We start from the raw sequence: 22,146 nt of genomic DNA, 5'->3' as shown, positions 1-22,146 counted from the left end.
AGGAGAAGAAGATGGAGACGGCAGCAGCACTAGCGAAGCTTGTTATTATTACAGGGATGTCAGGTGCGGGCAAAACGATTGCTGTACAAAGTCTGGAGGATCTTGGCTTCTTCTGCGTCGATAATTTGCCCCCGGTGCTTATCCCAAAGTTTGCTGAGCTGATTGAGCAATCAAACGGGAAGATCGGCAAGGTCGCATTGGTTATTGACTTGCGCGGCAGGGAGTTTTTTACAGCTTTAGCGGAGTCTTTAAGTTATATTAAAGACCATTCTACCATAAGCTGTGAGATACTGTTCCTGGATGCGACGGATGGCGTGCTTGTTCAACGTTATAAGGAAAGCCGCCGCCGCCACCCGCTTGTGCCCGACGGCTTGCCGCTGGACGGCATCAAGCTGGAACGCAGAATGCTGGAGGACCTGAAGGGGTCTGCTTCGCTGGTTATTGATACGAGCAGCATCAAGCCCGCACAGCTGAAAGAGCGAATTATTTCCAAGTTCACGAACCTGGAGCAAAATAGCTTATCAGTCAATGTCATTTCTTTCGGCTTTAAATATGGTATTCCGATTGATGCGGATTTAATTTATGATGTGCGTTTTTTGCCTAATCCTCATTATATTGAGCATCTGCGCCCAAATACCGGCCAGACGCCAGAGGTTTATGAATATGTGATGAAATGGCCGGAAACGCAGGCGTTTCTGGCTAAGCTGGTTGACATGCTCCAGTTCCTTCTTCCGCTTTATCATAAGGAAGGGAAGAGCCAGGTCGTTATCGGCATTGGCTGCACCGGAGGAAAACATCGCTCGGTGGCGATTTCGGAATACTTGGGCCGTGTGCTGGGAAGCAGTGATACGGAACGGGTACGCGTCAGCCATCGCGATTCCGACCGCGACAAGCATTAACGGAGGGAACGTATGCAGAACAGGCACAAAATAGGAGCGCCTCCCAAGATCGTGGTCATTGGCGGAGGCACAGGATTATCCGTTATGCTGCGCGGGCTTAAGGAAAAGCCTATGGATATTACAGCCATCGTCACGGTTGCTGATGATGGGGGCAGCTCCGGCGTGCTGCGCAATGAGCTGCAAATTCCGCCTCCAGGCGATGTTCGCAATGTGCTGATGGCACTTGCCGACACCGAGCCGCTGCTCGCAGAGGTGCTGCAATACCGATTTAATTCAGGTACAGGACTAGCGGGGCATAGCCTTGGCAATTTAATGCTGGCTGCTATGGCTGACATCACAGGCGATTTTGTGACGGGCGTACGCGAGCTGAGCAGGGTACTGGCGGTACGCGGACGGGTTTTGCCTGCCGCAGCCCAGGCCATTGTGCTTAAGGCGGAAATGGCCGATGGCTCGATCGTCATTGGCGAGTCGATGATTCCAAAGGCGGGTCAAGCGATTAAACGTGTATTCATTGATACGGAGAATGCGCACGCGCTGCCGGAAGCGGTCAAAGCGATTGAACAAGCAGATGCCATCTTAATTGGGCCGGGAAGCTTGTACACGAGTATTATGCCGAATTTGATTGTTCCGATGCTGGCTCAAGCGATTACGGAATCTTGCGCCGTCAAGCTGTTTGTATGCAATGTGATGACGCAGCCGGGTGAGACGGACAATTATACGGTATCGGATCATATGAATGCGATTGAGGCCCATATCGGCCTGCAATTATTCGATTATGTCATTGTGAACAATGGTGAAATTTCACCGCAAGTGGAAGCCAAATACGCAGAGATGGGCGCGAAGCCCGTCGCTATTGATTTGGAAGCTATTCGCAGCAAGGGCTGCGAGGTTATCGCGGATCGTTTTGTTTTATTCCAGACGTTTCTAAGGCATGATGCCGAGCGTCTAAGCCATCATATTTATAAGCTAGTGGAAAACTGGATGATTAGAAAGAGGTGACAAACCATGTCGTTTGCGGCACAAACAAAAAAGGAACTTACGCTTATTGAAGCGGATTCCTGCTGTGAGCTTGCAGAGCTTTCCGCGCTCATTCGGATGAATGGTTCTGTCAGCTTATCCAGCCGCAAAGTCATTTTGGACATCTCAACAGAAAATGCTGCAATAGCCCGTCGTATTTATTCTCTGGTCAAAAGGCACTTTGAGGTACACACCGAGCTGTTGGTTCGGAAAAAAATGCGGCTGAAAAAGAACAATGTGTATATCGTACGTATTCCAACAATGGTACAATCTATATTAAGCAAGCTTCATATCGTATCTGAGGGTTTCGTATTCAACTCTGGAATTGATAAGACGATGATTAAGAAGTCTTGCTGCAAACGTTCATATTTGCGTGGTGCTTTCCTTGCTGGAGGTTCAGTGAATAACCCTGAGGGTTCTTCGTACCATTTGGAAATCTCTTCGATGTATGAGGAGTATTGCGGCTCATTAGTGGAGCTAGCCAATAAGTTCGAGCTGAATGCACGCTGCATCGAGCGGAAGAAAGGCTTTATTTTTTACATTAAGGAAGGCGAGAAAATTATTGAGCTGCTGAACATTATTGGCGCTCATCAGGCGCTGTTTAAATTCGAGGATGTGCGAATTATGCGCGATATGCGCAATTCCGTCAATCGAATCGTCAATTGCGAGACAGCGAACCTGAACAAGACCATCGGCGCGTCCGTGCGGCAGATTGATAATATTAAACTGCTGGACCGCGAGCTAGGCCTTGAAAATTTGCCGGATAAGCTCAAGGAAGTCGCTGAAATTCGCCTGCAGCATCCCGATCTGAACTTGAAGGAAGTTGGAGAACTGCTCAAAGGGTCAGTGAGCAAGTCAGGCGTAAACCACAGGCTTCGCAAAATTGACGAGCTTGCTGAAAAAATACGCAACGGCTAAACTTTTAACTTCATGTTTCCGATGGTATAATGATACAATGAGTTTAAAATTATCGGCATAATTAAGGATTGAATAAGATATAGGGGGTATGGTTTCCATGACAAGGCTTCCGGTTGTCGTTCGACTAAAAACAGGTCTTCATGCAAGACCTGCAGCATTATTCGTACAAGAAGCTAATAAATTTTCATCTGAAGTATTCGTCGAGAAAGACGACAAGAAAGTGAATGCCAAATCGATTATGGGAATTATGAGCTTGGCAATCAGTTCGGGCACTGAAGTTTTCATAAGTGCGGAAGGTTCGGACGCAGAACAGGCTGTAAACGCTTTAGCTGCATTGGTAAGCAAGGAAGAGCTCGAGAACCAATAAGAAGCCTTATGCAGCAGGGACTCGTCTGCTCATAACCATATCTTTTGGCCATGCCGCCTTTTGGATCAGAGTGATCCAGGGCGGTTTTTTTGAAATATAAGCCTATTGAAAAAGAGTGCATAACAAAACAAACCCGGTTCGCCTGAACCGGGTTTGTTTTGTTATGCACCCATATGAATGATGGATGATTTAGATTTTCTCAATAACCTTATCAACCAGACCATACGCGCAAGCTTCTTGGGCGCTCATGAAATAGTCGCGATCGGTATCCTTCTCAACGCGCTCAAGCGGTTGGCCTGTGCGCTCGGACAGGATTCCGTTAAGGTGGTCGCGCATTTTGATAATGCGGCGAGCACGGATTTCGATGTCGCTCGCTTGGCCTTCAGCGCCGCCCAGCGGCTGGTGAATCATAACCTCGCTGTTCGGAAGCGCGTAACGCTTGCCTTTGGCGCCTGCTGCAAGCAGGAAAGCGCCCATCGATGCTGCCATACCTACACAAATGGTGGATACGTCAGGCTTGATGTATTGCATCGTATCATAGATTGCCATACCCGAGGTGATCGAACCGCCAGGGCTGTTAATGTAAAGGGAGATGTCTTTCTCAGGGTCATCTGCTGTCAGAAACAGCATCTGTGCGATGATGGAGTTGGCTACAACGTCATTGACGCCCGAGCCCAAGAAGATAATACGATCCTTCAATAACCGGGAATAGATGTCGTAGGAGCGCTCTCCGCGATTAGTTTGCTCAATAACCATAGGGACGAAATTCATATCCTGTAAACCTCCTCCGAAAAATAACAAGATTGATATTGCCGTAACATCATAATAGCGGATGAAACGTTAAAAGTCAAAGATAGTCAGACAAATCAGATTTTTCTCGGACGCATGCCGTTTCATAGCTAAAAAACGAAATAAAAAAACCACCCTTTCATCAGGGTGGCCACATAATAGGCTTCATAAACGCCTACTGCTCGCTGCAAATCGTTATCGGTTAATCAGAACGCGCCCGCTAGGAATCGAACCTAGATCTCAGGCTCCGGAGGCCTACGTCATATCCATTGGACCACGGGCGCATGTATAAAAGTAACAGCAAGATTTAGTATAGGTTAAATACGAATAGAAATCAAGCCAGCTATCAAAAATAAATTTGATAAAATCGTGTCGGTAAACGGTTTCATACGAAATTGTTGACTTGAAATGTTAGATCAAGTTCGGTAAAATAGAGGTGGGACTTAAAACGAAAGCATGGGACGTTTCGTGTCCACCGTAATGCATGAGTATCAGTTTCGCTTAACTTAGTACGGGTGGAGTGAATAATTAGAAGATGCGCCAGATGATTGAATTGCAGCAGCAGCTTCTGCCAGATTTGCTCGACGTGATGAGGAAGCGCTACAGGATACTGCACCAGGTTATGCTCTCTGATCTAATCGGCCGCAGAACGCTTGCGACAACGTTGGGTATGACGGAGAGAGTGCTGCGAGCAGAAACGGACTTTCTAAAGTCACAGGGCTTGCTTGAAATTCATGCCTCCGGCATGAGGATCAGTGAACCCGGCAAAGAACTGCTGGAACAGTTTGAGCCTTTTGTGCAGACGATTTTCGGCTTGTCGGAGCTTGAGGAGAAGATCAGAAGTTATTTTGGGCTGAGCCAGGTTGTTGTTGTGGCCGGCGATTCTGATGTATCCGCGCAGACGAAGCGGGAACTCGGCAGAGCAGGAGGACAGGTACTGCGCAAAGCGATGGAGCAAGGCGACGTCATTGCCGTTACAGGCGGTACGACGACTGCTCAGGTGGCAAATCAGCTTTCGGCCGTGGCGCCGCTTAAAACCAATTGGTTCGTGCCTGCAAGAGGCGGACTAGGCGAAAGCGTCGATTATCAGGCGAATACGATTGCTTCCACCATGGCGAAGCGGACAGGTGCCAATTATCGGCTGCTTCACGTTCCTGATCATCTTGGAGAGGAAGCTTATGCTCCCATTATGCAGGAACCGAATATCCAGGACATTATAGAAGTGATCCGCAGGGCGCGTATTGTCGTGCACGGCATCGGAGACGCTATGGTGATGGCTCGGCGTAGGAAGCTTGATGAGGCGACGATGCAGGGTATTGAAGCGGAGGGGGCACTTGCGGAAGCCTACGGTTTTTATTTTGATCGCAGCGGGCAAGTGGTTCACAAGATGCCGACGGTAGGACTACGGCTCGAGGATATTGTTAAGACTGAAGTTGTTATTGGAGTAGCCGGAGGCAAAAGCAAAGGCGAAGCGATCGCAGCAGTTATGCGATTTGGACACAATGATGTTTTAGTTACTGATGAAGCTGCCGCACTAGAAATCATTGCGATTATTGAAGGCTCAGCTCCATAAAAATATAAGAATTTATAAGTTACAGCTTATAAATAGGACTTATATTTCTCCGACAAAGCTCTTCGCTCGTCCTAGAAGGACGTTGAAGTCGTTTTTGCTTGAAATAGTAAGAAAGTATAAGTTTCACGCTTATACTCCGCTTATATTTCTCGGACTGAAACGCGCCGCGCCACCAAAGGATGGCGACAGCCGTTTCACCTTGGCAAGTGATCTTGATGCTTCGCGCCGTGCGAGACAATGGCACCCGGCATGCGAAATGTCTTGAAATATATTTTTTCACCCCAAAACACTCTAGGAGGAAACAACAATGGTTAAAGTAGGTATTAACGGATTTGGTCGTATTGGTCGTAACGTATTCCGCGCAGCTCTGAACAACGCTGATGTAGAAATCGTAGCAGTAAACGATTTGACAGACACAGCTACACTGGCTCACCTTTTGAAATATGATACAACTCACGGTACTCTTGATGCTACAGTTGAAGCTAAAGAAGGCGCGATCGTAGTTAACGGCCGCGAAATCAAAGTTTTCGCTGAGCGCAACCCTGAAAACCTGGCTTGGGCTTCTGTAGGCGCTGAAATCGTTGTTGAATCCACTGGTATTTTCACAGCTAAAGAAAAAGCTGAGCTTCACCTTAAAGGCGGCGCTAAAAAAGTTATCATCTCCGCTCCTGCTACTAACGAAGATATCACTGTCGTTATCGGCGTTAACGAAGATAAATACGATGCAGCTGCTCACACAATCATCTCCAACGCTTCTTGCACAACGAACTGTCTTGCTCCGTTTGCAAAAGTATTGAACGATAAATTCGGCATCGTTAAAGGTATGATGACAACGATCCACTCGTACACAAATGACCAATCTGTTCTGGATGTACCGCACAAAGACCTTCGTCGTGCTCGTGCAGCTGCTGAGAACATCATTCCTTCATCCACTGGCGCTGCTAAAGCAGTATCGCTTGTACTTCCTGAGCTTAAAGGCAAACTGAACGGTATGGCTATGCGTGTTCCTACACCTAACGTTTCCGTAACTGACCTGGTAGCTGAGCTGAAAGTTAACGTAACAGTTGAAGAAGTTAATGCTGCTCTGAAAGAAGCTTCCGAAGGCGCACTTAAAGGCATCTTGAACTACAACGAGCTTCCGCTTGTTTCCAGCGACTACAACCATGACCCTGCTTCCTCCACAATCGACGGTCTGTCGACTATGGTTGTTGAAGGCAACATGGTAAAAGTTATTTCTTGGTACGACAACGAGTGGGGCTACTCGAACCGCGTAGTGGATCTCGCTGCTTATATCGCAAGCAAAGGTCTGTAAGAACAAGGGAAATATCCCCCACAATTACATGGAACGCTTTACGTCCCAGGCCGGTCTTGCACCGGCTGCGGGATACGCTTAATCCGCGGCGCTCCCGGGGCATCGTATGCGATTCAAGCGAAACCTTAACAGGGGGCGCGATTTTGTCTTCACGACGAAGCGCGGCTTCAGGTTCGCGAGCCTTCTGGCCGCGAGCCAAGAGGGAGCGTTCCTTCTTTTGATAAAGAGGGAACGCTTCTTTTTGTTTGAATATAGATGATGACAAGCTTTGCACGCTAATATCAGGAGGTTACATTCATGGCTAAAAAAAGTGTTCGTGACGTAGAAGTAGCAGGCAAACGGGTATTCGTACGCGTCGATTTCAATGTACCGCTCGAAGATGGTAAAATTACCGATGACAAGCGTATCCGTGAGACGCTTCCTACGATTAACTTCTTGATCGAAAAAGGCGCGAAAGTTATTTTGGCAAGCCACTTGGGCCGCCCGAACGGTGAAGTTGTAGAAGAGCTTCGCCACACTGCATCGGCAGCGCGTCTGTCTGAGCTGCTTGGCAAACCGGTAGTAAAAGCAGATGAGTCGATCGGTGAAAATGTTAAAGCTCAAATCGCGGCTTTGAATGCTGGCGATGTATTGCTGCTTGAAAACGTTCGTTTCCATGCGGGCGAAGAGAAAAATGATGCTGAGCTGGCGAAAGCTTTCGCTGAGCTTGCTGATCTTTACGTAAATGACGCTTTCGGCGCTGCACACCGTGCACACGCTTCGACTGAAGGCATTGCGCACCACCTGCCGGCTGTTTCCGGTCTATTGATGGAGAGAGAGCTTGATGTTCTTGGCAAAGCGCTGAACAACCCTGAGCGTCCTTTCACAGCTATCGTAGGCGGTTCGAAGGTTAAGGATAAAATTGACGTTATCAACAAAATGATTGAAATTGCTGACAACATCATTATCGGTGGCGGCTTGTCCTACACGTTCTTCAAAGCACAAGGCCATGAAATCGGCAAATCGCTGGTTGATAACTCGAAGCTTGATCTGGCGCTTGAGTTCATCGAAAAAGCTAAAAAGCTCGGCAAAAACTTCCTCATTCCAGTTGATATCGTTGTCGCTGATGATTTCAGCAAAAACGCTAACACGCAAATCGTTGAAGTTGACGGCATTCCAGCTGAGTGGGAAGGAATCGACATTGGTCCTAAGACGCGTGAAATCTACGCTGAAGCGATCAAAAACTCCAAGCTGGTTGTTTGGAACGGACCTATGGGCGTATTCGAAATCGAGCCTTTCTCCCATGGTACACAAGCAGTAGCGAAAGCATGTGCAGAAACAGCTGGCTACACCGTTATCGGTGGCGGCGATTCAGCTGCAGCGGCTGAGAAATTCGGTCTTGCTGACAAAATGGACCACATTTCCACTGGCGGCGGCGCTTCCCTGGAATTCATGGAAGGCAAAGTATTGCCGGGCGTTGAAGCACTTAACGATAAATAAGCAACCCATACAGTACAGGAGGGTATATATATGAGCAGAAAACCAATTATTGCAGGCAACTGGAAAATGTTCAAAACGGTTTCTGAAGCAGCTTCCTTCTTCGCAGATGTGAAAGGCAAAGCAGAGGTTGATGGCGTAGAGAGCGTTATCTGCGCGCCATTCACAGCACTTCCTTCCCTTGTTGAAGCAGCTAAAGGAACGACTATCGCGATTGGCGCACAAAATCTTCATTTCGAAGACAATGGCGCATTCACTGGTGAAATCAGCGGCGTGATGCTGAAAGATCTGGGCGTAAAATATGTTATTATCGGCCACTCCGAGCGTCGTGCTTATTTTGCTGAGACAGACGAAATCGTTGGTAAAAAAGTACATGCAGCATTCAAGCATGATCTGACTCCTATCGTATGTGTAGGCGAGAAGCTTGAAGAGCGTGAAGCTGGCGAAACCAAAAATGTGTGCAACGTGCAAACGGTAGCGGCATTCCAAGGCTTGTCCGCAGCTCAAGCGGCTGAAGTAGTCGTTGCTTATGAGCCAATCTGGGCGATTGGAACAGGCAAATCCTCGACTTCTGAAGATGCACAGGACGTTATCGGTTATATCCGCAGCGTAATTGCAGGTCTTTATGACGATGCAACAGCAGCAGCGGTTCGTATCCAATACGGCGGCAGTGTTAAACCTAACAATGTTGCTGAATATATGGGTCAGCAAGATATCGACGGCGCGCTTGTAGGCGGAGCTAGCCTTGAGCCTGCTTCCTATATCGCACTGATCGAGGGGGCCAAGTAAGATGGCTGCTCCAGTTGCATTAATTATTCTTGACGGCTTTGGTCTGCGCGATGACGTTACAGGCAATGCAGTTGCCCAAGCGAAAAAGCCTAACTACGACCGTTACTGGTCGACTTACCCTCATACGCAGCTGACAGCGAGCGGTGAAGCGGTAGGCTTGCCAGATGGACAAATGGGCAACTCCGAGGTTGGACACTTGAACATCGGAGCAGGCCGCATCGTCTATCAGGATTTGACTCGCATCAGCAAGTCGATCCGTGACGGCGAGTTTTTCGACAATGAAACACTGCTTGGCGCTGTGCGCCATGCAAAAGCAAATAGCAAGAAGCTTCACTTATACGGCCTGCTATCCGATGGCGGCGTACACAGCCACATTGCGCATTTGTTTGCTCTGCTTGACCTGGCAAAAAAGGAAGGCCTGGAAGATGTCTATATCCATGCATTCCTTGATGGCCGCGACGTTGCCCCGGATAGCGCAAAAGGCTACATGGAGCAGCTAATCGCGAAGATCGAAGAGGTAGGCGTAGGCAAAATTGCTACGGTACAAGGACGTTATTATGCGATGGATCGCGACAAACGCTGGGAGCGGGTAGAGAAGTCATACCGCGCTATGGTGTATGGCGAAGGTCCACAATATACGGACCCTCTTAAGGCGATAGTTGAATCGTACGAGAAATCCGTTTATGATGAGTTTGTTATGCCAACGGTTATCGTAGGTGAGGATGGCAAACCGGTAGGTCTCGTCGAGTCGGAGGATGCGGTTATTTTCTTCAACTTCCGTCCAGACCGTGCGATTCAACTGGGACAAGTGTTTACGAACGCAGATTTCCGCGGTTTTGAACGTGGGGAGCATGCTCCGAAAAATTTGTATTTCGTATGCTTGACGCTATTCAGCGAAACGATTGACGGTTTTGTGGCCTATTCGCCGAAAAACCTCGATAATACGCTTGGTGAAGTGCTTGTACAAAACGGCAAGAAGCAGCTTCGCATTGCGGAAACTGAGAAGTATCCGCATGTTACGTTCTTCTTTAGCGGCGGTCGTGATCATGAACTTCCGGGCGAGACTCGCGTTTTGATCAATTCGCCTAAAGTAGCAACGTATGATCTTCAGCCGGAAATGAGCGCTTATGAGGTGGCAGCAGCTGCGGTCAGCGAGATTGAAGCAGACAAGCATGATGCAATTATCTTGAATTTTGCCAATCCGGATATGGTGGGTCACTCCGGCATGCTGGAGCCGACAATCAAAGCGGTAGAAGCAACGGATGCATGCTTGGGTCAAGTCGTTGAGGCGGTGCTTGCTAAAGGCGGCGTATGTATTATTACAGCTGACCATGGTAATGCCGATATGGTATTTGATGCAAACGGACGTCCGTTCACGGCGCACACAACCAACCCAGTGCCTTGCATTGTGACGGTTGCTGGAGCAACGCTGCGTGAAGGCGGAATTTTGGCAGACCTTGCACCTACGGTGCTTGATCTGATGCAGCTTCCCAAGCCGGCAGAGATGACGGGCATTTCCCTGATTCAGAAGTAACAACAATCATCAAACTAAGAGGAGTGTTCAAACATGTCTATTATCGTTGACGTATATGCACGCGAAGTATTGGATTCCCGCGGTAATCCAACAGTAGAAGTAGAAGTATCCCTAGAATCCGGTGGCCAAGGCCGCGCTATCGTTCCATCCGGCGCATCCACTGGCGCATACGAAGCTGTTGAGCTTCGTGATGGCGACAAAGGCCGTTACCTTGGTAAAGGCGTAGAAAAAGCAGTAGATAACGTTAACACGATTATCGCTCCTGAAATCATTGGTCTGGACGCTCTTGATCAAGTAGCTATTGACCGCAAAATGATCGAGCTTGACGGTACGCCGAACAAAGCTAAGCTGGGCGCTAATGCGATTCTTGCTGTATCGATGGCTGTAGCTCGCGCTGCTGCGGATGCACTGAACGTATCCCTGTACACTTACCTGGGCGGATTCAACGCTAAAGTTCTGCCAGTTCCAATGATGAACATCATCAATGGCGGCGAGCACGCGGACAACAACATCGACGTACAAGAGTTCATGGTTCTGCCAGTTGGCGCTCCAACATTTAAAGAAGCTCTTCGTATCGGCGCTGAAATTTTCCACAGCCTGAAATCGGTTCTGAAAAACAAAGGCCTGAACACAGCTGTAGGCGACGAAGGCGGCTTTGCTCCTAACCTTGGTTCGAACGAAGAAGCAATCACTACAATCATCTCCGCTATCGAGAGCGCAGGCTACAAGCCAGGCGTTGATGTATTCCTCGGTATGGACGTAGCTTCGACTGAATTCTTCAAAGATGGCAAATACCACCTGGAAGGCGAAGGCAAATCCTTCACGCCTGCTGAATTCGTTGATCTGCTTGCTTCATGGGTTGATAAATACCCAATCATCACAATCGAAGACGGTTGCTCCGAAGACGATTGGGATGGCTGGAAATTGCTTACTGAAAAATTGGGCGGTAAAGTTCAACTTGTTGGTGACGATCTGTTCGTTACAAACACTGAGCGTCTGTCCGATGGTATTGAAAAAGGCGTGGGCAACTCGATCCTGGTTAAAGTTAACCAAATCGGTTCCCTTACTGAAACTTTCGACGCAATTGAAATGGCGAAACGCGCTGGTTACACAGCGGTTATCTCCCACCGTTCCGGCGAAAGCGAAGACAGCACAATCGCTGACATCGCAGTTGCAACAAACGCTGGTCAAATCAAAACAGGTGCTCCATCCCGTACGGACCGCGTAGCGAAGTACAACCAATTGCTTCGCATCGAAGACCAACTGGGTGCTACAGCTCAATACGCTGGTAAATCCGCATTCTACAACCTTAAAAACTTCAAATAAGCCTAAACCAATGACTACTTGCTCATGGTGATCAGCCAGTACTCTGATTCTGACCTTTTCAAGGTGAGCAAGTATCAATGCGAATAGGCTTCAATGCACTTCAAAAACCCCTGCCCACAAATAATGTGGAGCAGGGGTTTTTGGTATGTAAGAGGGTGGAGGGATGCTGAAAAGGCAAGCGGAGTAAAAGGGTTGGGGTGGAGAAGCGCAGCGTTCGCATTTGTCTTTGGAAATCTACCGCTAAAGCAGTTATTGTTCAGCGATTTCCAAGGGCAACAGCGATCGAACCCCAACCCTTTTACGCAGCGCAGATCCTTTTTTAGCAGCCTTCCACCTATCGCTGCGCCGTTTTGCGTCCAACAGCCAACTCCACACGATGCACAACAATATAGATAACCAGCAAGCCAATAGCAAGCAATAACGAACCTTCCGAATACTGCTGAAACAACCGAACCGACCAGCCATTATCCCCTATAATCCAATAAGCAATAAAATTAGAAACCGCAATACCGTCCTCAAAGGTGGGAACCAGACTGTACAAATAATTTTGTGAAAGACCTATTGCAGCTATGAGCGTAAGGATGACGGAAATGAAAACACCTTTGGAGTAAATGTATAAGGCGCCCACTTTTTTGAGAACAATCATGGTTAGGATAATCCCGGCTAAACAAATGATAATAAACATAGCAGTATCCCCCTCTGCATAAGTAATGTGCGAATCCAAACACGTTTTTTGAAATATAGGAAAGGAAATGATTTCGCCATCCTTTCTCTATATTTCCCGGACTGAAACGCGCTGTGCCGCCAGAGAACGGCGACAGCCGTTTCACCTTGGTTACCTCTAATGACGAGCCTGTTTTATAAATGGTTGCTGGATTTGAGCAGAAAAGGAGGTGTTATTTTATGGAAAAACAAGTGCTGAGCCTGCAAATGTACTCATTGCGGGATATTACAGAAAGCGATCTATTGGGATCGCTGGACAAGGTAGCTGAGATCGGCTATAAGGCGGTCGAATTCGGGGGTTATTTTCACGCACCGGCAAGAAGGCTGAAAGAACGTTTGGATTCACTGGGGCTTGTGGCGCCGTCCGCCCATGTTCCGCTTAATTTTGAAAATTCGAAAAAAATCCCTTCAGACTTCGAGAAGCAGGTTGAATATGCGAATGAGCTGGGGCTGAAATATATGGTCGTGCCATGGGTTCCTGTGCCAGAAGTGCCGAAAATGGACGATATAAAATATTTGGCAGAGATTTTGGAGCGATGTGCTTGGCAAACGAAGCAGCAGGGCATTAAGCTATGCCTGCATAACCACGATGCGGATTGGAAAAAGGTTGAAGGCAAGCCGCTATATGTCCACCTGCTGGAGCTTGTGCCCGAAGACCTAATGGAAGCAGAGCTGGATTTAGGCTGGATTTACATGGCGGGTTATGATCCTGCTGAATACGTGAGGTATTATTCGGATCGGCTGCCGCTTGTCCATTTTAAAGATTTTCAGGTGGGGCGCAAGGATACGGAGCTTGGAAGAGGGGATGTGGGCTACTCCGAGCTGTATGAGGTGGTTAAGCAATCGGGAGTAAAATATATCATTATCGAGCAGCAGCAGTTTACGGAAACGTCGCTGAAAAGCGCCGAGCTGAGCTTTCATTTTATGCAAAGGCTTATGCAAAATCCGCAGCCAGCAAAAGGGTAGCCGTTAACAGGAAATGTAAGGGTTAAACAGCAAAGTATTGTTTTCAGCAAATCGCTGTGATACAATCATTTTATATGTTTTAATGGAGCTCCTATGCTGGAGGTGGATTGAATGGATATAGCTTTGAAAATACTACTGGTTATTTTTTCGGTTGGCCTAATTGCTGTCGTATTGCTGCAAAAAGGTAAAAGCGCGGGATTGTCCGGAGCCATCAGTGGTGGCGCTGAGCATTTGTTCGGCAAACAGAAAGCGCGTGGTTTGGACTTGTTCCTGCAGCGTTTGACGATTGCACTGGCTGTTGGATTTTTCGTCCTGTCGCTCGTTGTTGCTTACGTTGTACAACAGTAATATTCTGTCTTGCATGCGAAAAGTGGGGGAGTTTCCTCCACTTTTTTTGTTGTTTCGCGGATGCGATTGGGTAATTTCGTGTATACTAAATGATATATAATAATCTATCAACCGGTTGCAAGTGCTGATAGAATGGCCTCCGGTATATGAGGTGACGAGGAAACTAATGATACAAGAGCAGGAATTGCTTGATTTTATGCGGGAGACCGCTTATAAACCGATGACTTATCAGGAGCTGGAGCAGCATTTTGGCGTGATGGAGGCTGTTGATTTTAAAGCTTTTTTGCAGCTGCTTACCCAACTGGAGGATAGCGGTAAAATCCTTCGTACGAGCAATGACCGTTACGGCGTTCCGGAACGGATGAATTTGCTGCGCGGAAAATTGCAGGTCCATGCGAAAGGCTTTGCGTTCTTGCTGCCTGATGACAAAGAGCATCCTGACATTTACATTCATGCCAATGATCAGCTCAGCGCGATGAATGGCGACATTGTTCTTGCACGTGTGACGTCCAAGAGCCAAGCGGGTGGCCGTTTGGAGGGCGAGGTTGTCCGTATTGTGCAGAGAGCGGTTACACAGGTAGTCGGCACTTTTGAAAGCCATGAAGTGTATGCCTTTGTTGTACCGGATGACAAGCGAATTAACCGTGATATTTTCATCGCCAAAAATGAATTTAAAGGTGCCGTATCCGGACAAAAGGTTGTCGTGCGCATCGTAACCTATCCGGAAGGCCGTTCAGCGGCGCAAGGGGAAATTATTGAAATTCTCGGTCATAAGGATGATCCGGGCATTGATATTTTGTCGATTATTCGCAAGCATCAGCTGCCGGAAGGCTTTCCGGAAGAGGTAGATGCAGAAGCGGAAGCAGCGCCAGATTCCATAACGGAGGAAGAAATTATTCAGCAGGGACGTCGTGACCTGAGGGATGAGGTCATTGTGACGATTGATGGCGAGGATGCCAAGGATCTCGATGATGCCGTACATGTGAAGGTGCTGGATAACGGCAATTATTTGTTGGGCGTCCATATTGCGGATGTGGGCTATTATGTTCGTGAAAACTCCGAGCTGGATCAGGAAGCTTTCCGCAGAGGCTGCAGCGTTTATTTGGTGGACCGGGTTATTCCTATGCTGCCGCATCGCTTGTCGAACGGCATTTGCTCGCTCAATCCACAGGTGGATCGGCTGACGTTATCCTGCGAGATGGAGTTTGATGCCAAAACGCTGAAACGCGTGCGCCATGATGTGTTTACGAGTGTTATTCGTACGAAGGAGCGCATGACGTATACGAATGTGCGCAAGCTGCTCACTGCAAACGAAGAGGAGCCGCAGACCGAGCTGAAGGAGCGCTACGCCGATTTGCTGGATATGTTCACGCTCATGGAGCAGCTGGCGATGAAGCTTCGCAAGCAGCGGATGAAGCGGGGCGCGATTGATTTTGATTTTCAGGAATCCAAAGTTATCGTTGATGAGCAGGGCAAGGCTGTCGATATTGTGAAGAGGGATCGTTCCGTCGCAGAGCAGATCATTGAGGAATTTATGCTTGTGGCGAACGAGACGGTTGCTGAGCATTTCCACTGGCTGCGTGTTCCTTTCCTATATCGGATTCATGAAGATCCGGATCAGGAGAAGCTGATGCATTTCATGCAGTTTGCCGCGAACTTTGGTTATGTTGTGAAGGGCAAAGGCAACTCGGTTCATCCGCGTGCACTGCAAATGCTGCTGGAGGAAATTAAAGGCGCGAAGGAAGAAACGGTTATTTCCACTGTGATGCTTCGCTCGATGAAGCAGGCGAAATATGATGCGCAAAGCTTGGGGCATTTCGGGCTGGCAGCGGAATTTTATTCGCATTTCACTTCGCCTATTCGCCGGTATCCGGATTTGGTGATCCACCGCGTCATTCGTGAGGTGCTGGAAGGCGGCGGAGCGCTCAGCGAGAAGCGCAATGAGGCGCTGACTGCCCGCATGCCGGATATTGCGCAGCATTCGTCTGAGCGCGAGCGGGTAGCTGCTGATGCTGAGCGTGACACCGAGCAGATGAAAAAATGCGAATTCATGCTGGATAAAATCGGCGAGGAATTCGATGGCATCATCAGCAGTGTTACGAGCTTTGGGATGTTTGTCGAGCTGGATAATACAGTGGAGGGGCTTATTCGTCTGAGCGATCTGACGGATGATTATTATCACTTCCAAGAGCAGCATATGGTGCTCATCGGCGAACGTACCTCCAAGGTATACCGAATTGGCGATGAGGTGAAAATCCGCATTGGCAATGTGAATATGAATGACCATACGATTGATTTTGAAATGGTTGATATGAAGCCTCGCGGCGGTTTTAAAGGCATCGCTGATGCCGGGTTCGGCGCTTCGCGCGGCGGGCGCGGGCGCAGCGGCGGCTTTAACAAAGGCGGACGCAGCAGCGGTGGCGGTGCGGGCACCGGCACTAGTGCGAAGGGCGATAGTACCGCTGCTGGTGGCAAAGGCGCAAATGGCGGCTACGGTGGCTTTAAAGGCAAGGGCGGTAAAAGCGCCAAAGCGGGCAATGGAGCGCAAGGCTCTGGAGCGGTCAACGGAGTAAGAGGCGCTAGAGCGGGGAATGAAGGGCAAGGCGGAAGAGCTGGGAAAAATGGGCAAGGCGGTAGAGCAGGGAACAGCGGTAGAACAGCTAACAGCGGTAGAGCGAGAGATGGCGGCCAGCAAAGTATCGGGCAGGCCGATAATGGGCAGAACCCGTGGAAGCGGCGCGATGTTGAAGGCGCCGCGCCGGGGTTGTCGGACGCGCTAAGCCGTCCGACAGGAGAGAGCCAGCGCCAGGATGGCGGCGCTGGTGAGGAGCAGCTGTGGTGGAACTCAGCTGCTCAGGCCGGCGGAGCCGGCCAAGGCGCGAAGCGCCAGCGCAAGGGCGCTGGGCGCGGAGCTGCGCCAGGCGCAAGCGGCGGCGGGAACGCGCCGCGCCGCGGGCGCAAGGGCGACGCTGGCGGTAGCTTTGCGCCGGCGGAGCAGACGCAGCGGATCGTGCGGGCGGAGCCGCAGGATCGAGGCGAAGGACGCGGCGGCGAAGGCGCGCCGCGCACGGATATGTGGGGGCTGCCGATTAGAGGAGGCAGCCGTCGCAGCGATGGCGGCGAGCGAAGCGACGGAGCTGGCCGTGGCTTTGAAGGCGGCAAGCGTCGCCAGGCGGCGCAGCCAGGCTCAGCGCCAAGCGGCGCGAATCCTAGTGGGCAGGCTTCCCCAGACGCTGCTGGAGCAGGCGGAGACGCGGCTAAGAGGAAGCGCAAGAAGAAAAACGGAGGCGGCAATTCAACAGCTGCTTTTGTTAGAAAAAAACGTAAATAAAACAAAATAGTTGTAAAGTCCCTTGCATCGGCGCTGCCCCTCATACAGAGGCTTGGCAGCGCTGGTACAGCGGGCCAAGCTTTAGAAATTATTTAAGCTTGTCGCTTGCTTTTTGAATATGGGTATAGTACACTCAAAGCAATTGATGATATGGACCTGAATTCACATATTGAAAAGGGTGTCATTACAGTCATGGACCTTTTTCAATGTGTGAATTTTTTGTTTCTCAAAACGAAACAGGCGCATATTAATTTTATTTTTGGAGGTTTTACAAATGCAACAAGGTACAGTTAAATGGTTTAACGCTGAGAAAGGCTTTGGCTTCATCGAAGTTGAAGGCGGCAACGATGTATTCGTACATTTCAGCGCAATCACTGGCGAAGGCTTCAAAACGCTGGAAGAAGGACAACGCGTAGAATTTAACGTTGTTCAAGGCAACCGCGGACCACAAGCTGAAAACGTAGTAAAACTGTAGTAGTTTAATCAACTGCGAAATTTAGCCGCTTTCGACCGTAAGGTTGGAGCGGCTTTTTATGGTTTTGACGATCAAACCATATTTTACAATATGGCAGCTGCTTTCTTGCTTTCATTTTCAAAAATTGCTACAATGTATATCTAGCGGCTTTTTCAAGTTTCTGAAGCTAATTATGATGTCGAGGTGATAAGAATGGGCAAGAAAAACGACGGCAAGCAGCTTGCACAAAATAAAAAAGCTTCCCATGATTATTTCATCGAAGACACGTATGAGGCGGGAATGGTGCTAATGGGGACGGAAATTAAATCGCTCCGCAACGGACGAGCCAATATAAGCGACGCATTTGCGACGATACGTAACGGCGAAATTTTCATCCACAATTTGCATATCAGTCCTTTCGAGCAGGGGAATCGTCACAATCCAACGGATCCGACGCGTGCCCGCAAGCTGCTGCTTCATAAAGTTCAGATTCACAAGCTGCTCGGCCAATCCAAGCAGGAAGGCTACTCCATTGTGCCGCTCAAGATTTATGTGCGTAATGGCTATGCGAAGCTTCTGATTGGGTTAGGTAAAGGTAAGAAGCAGTTCGACAAACGCAATTCCGCGGCAAAACGCGATGCCCAGCGTGATATTCAGCGGGTGCTGCGCGAGAAGCAGAAGGTTATACGTTAAGCGCGAGATTGTGCGAGTAAGCGCAAGTCAGAACGTCTGTATATTTTCAAGGAAAGCGTGTTGAATTTTACTAGCAGTTCCAATAACATTTTAGGGATTATTCCTTGAATCGTGTTATACTAAGCAAGTAGCAAAGCAATATCTTAAGCTAAATGATGATCAGGTTGAGCTTCTTTCGGAGCCGGCAGTGATATGTCATTTATGCCAACTCGGGGGCGTTCTTGGATTCGACGGGGATAGGACGAGCGCGGGTTGCGGGTAGTGGGGACGCGTCCACTTCATCAACGCTAAAGCCTATTAAATGGCAAACAACAAACAAACTACGCTTTCGCAGCCTAAGAAACTGTGAGCGTGCTCCTACCTAGCATCGCCCATGTGACTAGACTAGGGGCTAACAAGTAGTGGGATACGCTGTCTCATCTCCGCCTGGGGTGAGCTGAAGAAGACAATCAGGCTGACCTTGGAAGAAGCTGGTTACGAGGCGTCCTCCTGGGTGACATCAAATTCGTGACTACACCCGTAGATGCCTGTGTGGCGTGATCTTCGGACAGGGGTTCGACTCCCCTCGCCTCCATATGCAGTACTAGTGACGGACACCATTCGGTGTCCGTTTTTGCTCATTCGGACTCGAAGGGGTGGGATAAACCGCTTCGGCTCTAAGGCTTCGGGCTTCTCTGACGTCGAATACGATATATTTCTGATGATGTACATGGCGGTACCTATCTATGTAGCAGTTTTGTTGTCACCTGAGCAAACGCCCTGCAACCGGCTTTCTCTTAGGCCAGACTGCTTGTCTTCTTCCGTTCGCCACAGGCGGAGAGGTGACGGCGTATCCCACTGCGTGAACACAAGATTTAATATATAATTACCTATTATTAGTATTGCATATTGTTTGCTTTACTTGGGAGGTGATCATTTGGCACACAGTAAAAAGAAAAGACGGTTAGATGTCCCTGCTACAGGTATGAACTTAATGGTATCTGCTGATTTCAATGAGATGATGCAATATTCTCCAACAGAGACAGAAATAATTGCTCAATTTAAAAAAGCAAGTATAGGAAACCTCTTGCCTGCGATCTCTCGGTTGATAGCCTCGTCTCATATGGATGATACTGATACTGTTTTAAATGAAGTCATCATACGGTGCTGGGAACAAGGAATACATAAAGATTATATTGAACGAATATTACAATATAAGCAACCTAATGTGTTTTTTAATAATAGGCAAATGCTATTAAATGCTGTCAAGTGGTTACTAGTTCATGCAGATGAGGTAACTTATAATGATGTGCCTGAAATAAATAACCCTAGTGCATTCATGCATTGTTTTCATCTTTCCACCATGCTCTCTAGCTTTTATCAAATTCCTACAGACATGAAAATCATTGAACTTGAAAGTGTGCAAAATGGGAACTTTAATCGAAATATTAATTATCTGCACACTGTACAAAGAAGCATTGAATGTTATTTGAATATAGCTTCTCAAAGGGACAGATTTCAAACTAAAGAGTATGTAGATATTGCAGAATTGTTTTATAACAATACTGGTGTTAGCATAAAGGCTTACTTATTTTTTATGACTGCAATTAATGCATCATTTCATCCAAGTGGCGATGTCAGAGATTTTATATGGACAAATAGAATGGTGAACGATGTTAATAAGTATGTACAATATCTTGGTATAGACACGGATGAGATTCACAACCTATTTCAAATGACGACAATCTCCATGGAGGAATTTAAGCAGAGGTTTGCAGAATCGACATGTCATAGATGGGATTTTAATTATTTTAGGAAGAAGCCAGTTATACGTCAGGGGGAGGTTTTTTATCCACTTGATAGTCAGTTAGTGCTTGAGAATATATGGGATGGCTTATATTGGAGAATTATTGATGGTTTAAGTCCAGAACTAGCAAATAAGTTTAGAATATTTGTTGGTCGCATATTTGAGTTGTATTGCCACGATTTACTAGTTAATGCAGAGCCATCACTAAAAATGGCTAGGTATATTCCTGAGTTTCAATATAAGTATGCAAAAAATAAATTGCTATCGCCTGATGGTTTTATTCAGTATAAAAACGATTTGATTGTGTTCGATTATAAAGCTAAAAGATTAAACATGCAGACAACTCTTGTAGCTGGTAATATCGAGTCGTTTGAGAAGGATATTTCTCAATTAATTATTGAACCTGCTAAGAAAATATATGCTCATCTTCAGAGGTTTATCGAGGCACCTATTGAGAATGTGCCGATTGATTTTACAAAAGCAAGAAAAATTCATGCTGTCATAGTCACGCAAGGTTCGCTATCAGGTGTGAAAATTGTGTATGAGAGAATAGAGCAAAGGCTACGTGATGAGGGCTTATATGATAGGGGCTCCTTGATTGAATGGCATCTTCTCGATGTAAATGAATTTGAGGAATTAGTGAGTTTAATGGAGCAGGGATGTAACCTTGTAAATACATTTTCACAAAAGGCCTCTTCCAGATACAGATATATTTCTTTTCATGATTACCTTGCATATGCTAGAAGACCTCATAGTCACTCCTTTATAGCTAAGAAGCGATTTCATGATTGGTTTGATTATGTAATTGAAGTTATGAAAAGCAATGCACCAGGCGAAGAATCCTGAATTATTGCAAAGGAATGATTCAAGCAGATGGTCTATCCTAACACGTTGGAATTTACATTGGGCGTTCTTCTGGTCAATACACTTAGTTTTGTCGCAGTACCTTGTCTAATCAGTGCTTTAGCTGGGATTTGCTCAGGTTATTATAGCCAACAATGAGGATTCGGTTTATACAGTTTAGTCAGCTATTCTATATATTCTTAAAATGGTGATTCTGTAACATGCAATTTGTAAATGTGTTAATCAGGATACCCAGCCTCGCGGCGATAGACAATAAACAGCAAACAGCGGAAAGGATAACTGCATCCTCTCCGCTGTTCATATGGATGCTGAGGTTCAGAATCCGCAGATGTTGCATTCGTTAATTGGAAAGTTTGTATCGCAGGCACGGGTAATGAGAGAGACGAAGCAGGTGCATATCACGGTGTATTTTGCGATCGGGGATGAGGTTTTGTATGAGAAGCATATAGTAACTGAATTGTAGGCCATATTGAATAGGAAGTAGCCGACAATTCTTTTGACAGCGAGTTCACGTTATGGGAATATAGGTTTATCATATTCCAATATCTTGAAGGAGTTGTTGAAGTTGTCGGCTGAACTTCGTATCAGTATTCAAGGCAAAAATCCGCCATCATGGGCAACTGGCAATCAAAGCGGTACATTCTATTATGAGAATGAGCATGGGTAGCAGTGGGTAGCGAAACTGGATAGGAATATTCTTCGCATCTCAGGACTTGATATTGATTGGGAAGAGATTGAACTCACTGATGAACAGATTATAGCTGAGAATACTAGAATTGTGGATCAGATTGTTGCAAGCACACTGATACAGTCAAAGGATTTGTCTGAAACTGTTGCAAAGGCGTATCTGGATTTAGTGGCTTTGCATCAACGATCTTACGGAGGCAAGCTTCCGTTAGCTCAAATCATGTTTGGTGCTGGTGAGCTGTTGTGGCTTGCGTCGGTATTTAATGCAACAATTCCAAGAATTAAACTGTAAAT

Annotated in this window: 19 protein-coding genes, 1 tRNA gene and 1 other RNA gene; 18 read left to right on the top strand and 3 right to left on the bottom strand. The window is 47.4% G+C overall.

The annotated features are described in order from the left end of the window. The first annotated feature begins 11 nt into the window (after window positions 1-11). The 4 genes from rapZ (at window position 12) to ACSR9A_RS10235 (ending at window position 3,201) form a co-directional block, all read left to right on the top strand. A complete protein-coding gene (gene rapZ / locus ACSR9A_RS10250) occupies window positions 12-899 on the top strand; it encodes an RNase adapter RapZ (RefSeq protein WP_341280499.1) in 888 nt (295 codons plus the stop codon). A 12-nt stretch (window positions 900-911) separates the two neighbouring features. Continuing rightward, complete coding sequence (locus ACSR9A_RS10245; protein ID WP_473757049.1) at window positions 912-1,898, top strand: gluconeogenesis factor YvcK family protein; 987 nt, start codon at window positions 912-914, stop codon at window positions 1,896-1,898. 6 nt (window positions 1,899-1,904) lie between these two features. Next, the gene (whiA, locus tag ACSR9A_RS10240) at window positions 1,905-2,834 is read left to right on the top strand and encodes a DNA-binding protein WhiA (RefSeq protein WP_341280501.1); all 930 of its coding nucleotides are present in this window, start codon (window positions 1,905-1,907) and stop codon (window positions 2,832-2,834) included. 97 nt (window positions 2,835-2,931) lie between these two features. Beyond that, a complete protein-coding gene (locus ACSR9A_RS10235) occupies window positions 2,932-3,201 on the top strand; it encodes an HPr family phosphocarrier protein (protein ID WP_046234108.1) in 270 nt (89 codons plus the stop codon). Between the two features lie 189 nt (window positions 3,202-3,390). Here the strand turns inward: ACSR9A_RS10235 and clpP are convergent, their stop codons facing one another. Together clpP and ACSR9A_RS10225 are read right to left on the bottom strand one after the other, a co-directional pair. Continuing rightward, window positions 3,391-3,972, bottom strand: a complete 582-nt coding sequence (gene clpP / locus ACSR9A_RS10230) for an ATP-dependent Clp endopeptidase proteolytic subunit ClpP (protein ID WP_341280502.1) — start codon at window positions 3,970-3,972, stop codon at window positions 3,391-3,393. A gap of 230 nt (window positions 3,973-4,202) precedes the next feature. Further along, window positions 4,203-4,274, bottom strand: a tRNA-Arg gene (locus ACSR9A_RS10225). Window positions 4,275-4,525: 251 nt separating this feature from the next. Between ACSR9A_RS10225 and ACSR9A_RS10220 the strand changes: the two genes are divergently transcribed. The 6 genes from ACSR9A_RS10220 to eno all read left to right on the top strand — a co-directional run bounded on the left by ACSR9A_RS10220 (window position 4,526) and on the right by eno (window position 12,000). Beyond that, window positions 4,526-5,563, top strand: coding sequence for a sugar-binding transcriptional regulator (locus ACSR9A_RS10220; protein ID WP_056032491.1), 1,038 nt, complete (start codon window positions 4,526-4,528; stop codon window positions 5,561-5,563). Between the two features lie 307 nt (window positions 5,564-5,870). After that, complete coding sequence (gene gap / locus ACSR9A_RS10215) at window positions 5,871-6,875, top strand: type I glyceraldehyde-3-phosphate dehydrogenase (protein WP_341280503.1); 1,005 nt, start codon at window positions 5,871-5,873, stop codon at window positions 6,873-6,875. A 297-nt stretch (window positions 6,876-7,172) separates the two neighbouring features. Next, window positions 7,173-8,354: a phosphoglycerate kinase gene (locus ACSR9A_RS10210; RefSeq protein WP_341280504.1), complete on the top strand. Its 1,182-nt coding sequence runs from the start codon at window positions 7,173-7,175 to the stop codon at window positions 8,352-8,354. A gap of 30 nt (window positions 8,355-8,384) precedes the next feature. Further along, on the top strand, window positions 8,385-9,140 hold the full coding sequence (gene tpiA, locus ACSR9A_RS10205; protein ID WP_341280505.1) for a triose-phosphate isomerase: 756 nt from the start codon (window positions 8,385-8,387) through the stop codon (window positions 9,138-9,140). Between the two features lies 1 nt (window position 9,141). Then, window positions 9,142-10,674: a 2,3-bisphosphoglycerate-independent phosphoglycerate mutase gene (gene gpmI, locus ACSR9A_RS10200; RefSeq protein ID WP_473757048.1), complete on the top strand. Its 1,533-nt coding sequence runs from the start codon at window positions 9,142-9,144 to the stop codon at window positions 10,672-10,674. Window positions 10,675-10,707: 33 nt separating this feature from the next. Further along, window positions 10,708-12,000 carry a phosphopyruvate hydratase gene (eno, locus tag ACSR9A_RS10195; protein ID WP_341280507.1) on the top strand — a complete coding sequence of 431 codons (1,293 nt, stop codon included), beginning with the start codon at window positions 10,708-10,710 and terminating at the stop codon, window positions 11,998-12,000. 334 nt (window positions 12,001-12,334) lie between these two features. Here the strand turns inward: eno and ACSR9A_RS10190 are convergent, their stop codons facing one another. Next, window positions 12,335-12,685 (bottom strand): hypothetical protein, encoded by a 351-nt coding sequence (locus tag ACSR9A_RS10190; RefSeq protein WP_473757047.1) that lies wholly within the window; start codon window positions 12,683-12,685, stop codon window positions 12,335-12,337. A gap of 218 nt (window positions 12,686-12,903) precedes the next feature. Here ACSR9A_RS10190 and ACSR9A_RS10185 point away from each other — a divergent pair, with 218 nt between their 5' ends. The 8 genes from ACSR9A_RS10185 (at window position 12,904) to ACSR9A_RS10150 (ending at window position 22,144) form a co-directional block, all read left to right on the top strand. Continuing rightward, window positions 12,904-13,689, top strand: a complete 786-nt coding sequence (locus ACSR9A_RS10185; protein ID WP_473757046.1) for a sugar phosphate isomerase/epimerase family protein — start codon at window positions 12,904-12,906, stop codon at window positions 13,687-13,689. A gap of 111 nt (window positions 13,690-13,800) precedes the next feature. After that, window positions 13,801-14,037 (top strand): preprotein translocase subunit SecG, encoded by a 237-nt coding sequence (gene secG / locus ACSR9A_RS10180; protein ID WP_046234099.1) that lies wholly within the window; start codon window positions 13,801-13,803, stop codon window positions 14,035-14,037. A 166-nt stretch (window positions 14,038-14,203) separates the two neighbouring features. After that, complete coding sequence (gene rnr, locus ACSR9A_RS10175; protein ID WP_473757045.1) at window positions 14,204-17,368, top strand: ribonuclease R; 3,165 nt, start codon at window positions 14,204-14,206, stop codon at window positions 17,366-17,368. A gap of 274 nt (window positions 17,369-17,642) precedes the next feature. Beyond that, complete coding sequence (locus ACSR9A_RS10170) at window positions 17,643-17,843, top strand: cold-shock protein (RefSeq protein WP_028609190.1); 201 nt, start codon at window positions 17,643-17,645, stop codon at window positions 17,841-17,843. A gap of 192 nt (window positions 17,844-18,035) precedes the next feature. Beyond that, window positions 18,036-18,515: an SsrA-binding protein SmpB gene (gene smpB / locus ACSR9A_RS10165; RefSeq protein ID WP_473757044.1), complete on the top strand. Its 480-nt coding sequence runs from the start codon at window positions 18,036-18,038 to the stop codon at window positions 18,513-18,515. A 211-nt stretch (window positions 18,516-18,726) separates the two neighbouring features. Next, window positions 18,727-19,092, top strand: a transfer-messenger RNA (tmRNA) gene (gene ssrA, locus ACSR9A_RS10160). A gap of 339 nt (window positions 19,093-19,431) precedes the next feature. Further along, a complete protein-coding gene (locus ACSR9A_RS10155) occupies window positions 19,432-21,147 on the top strand; it encodes a hypothetical protein (RefSeq protein ID WP_473757043.1) in 1,716 nt (571 codons plus the stop codon). Window positions 21,148-21,943: 796 nt separating this feature from the next. Further along, complete coding sequence (locus tag ACSR9A_RS10150) at window positions 21,944-22,144, top strand: hypothetical protein (RefSeq protein ID WP_473757042.1); 201 nt, start codon at window positions 21,944-21,946, stop codon at window positions 22,142-22,144. Window positions 22,145-22,146 lie beyond the last annotated feature (2 nt).

The sequence above is a fragment of the Paenibacillus sp. R-74696 genome, assembly GCF_055814915.1.
This window is presented reverse-complemented; position numbering and strand designations above follow the sequence as displayed.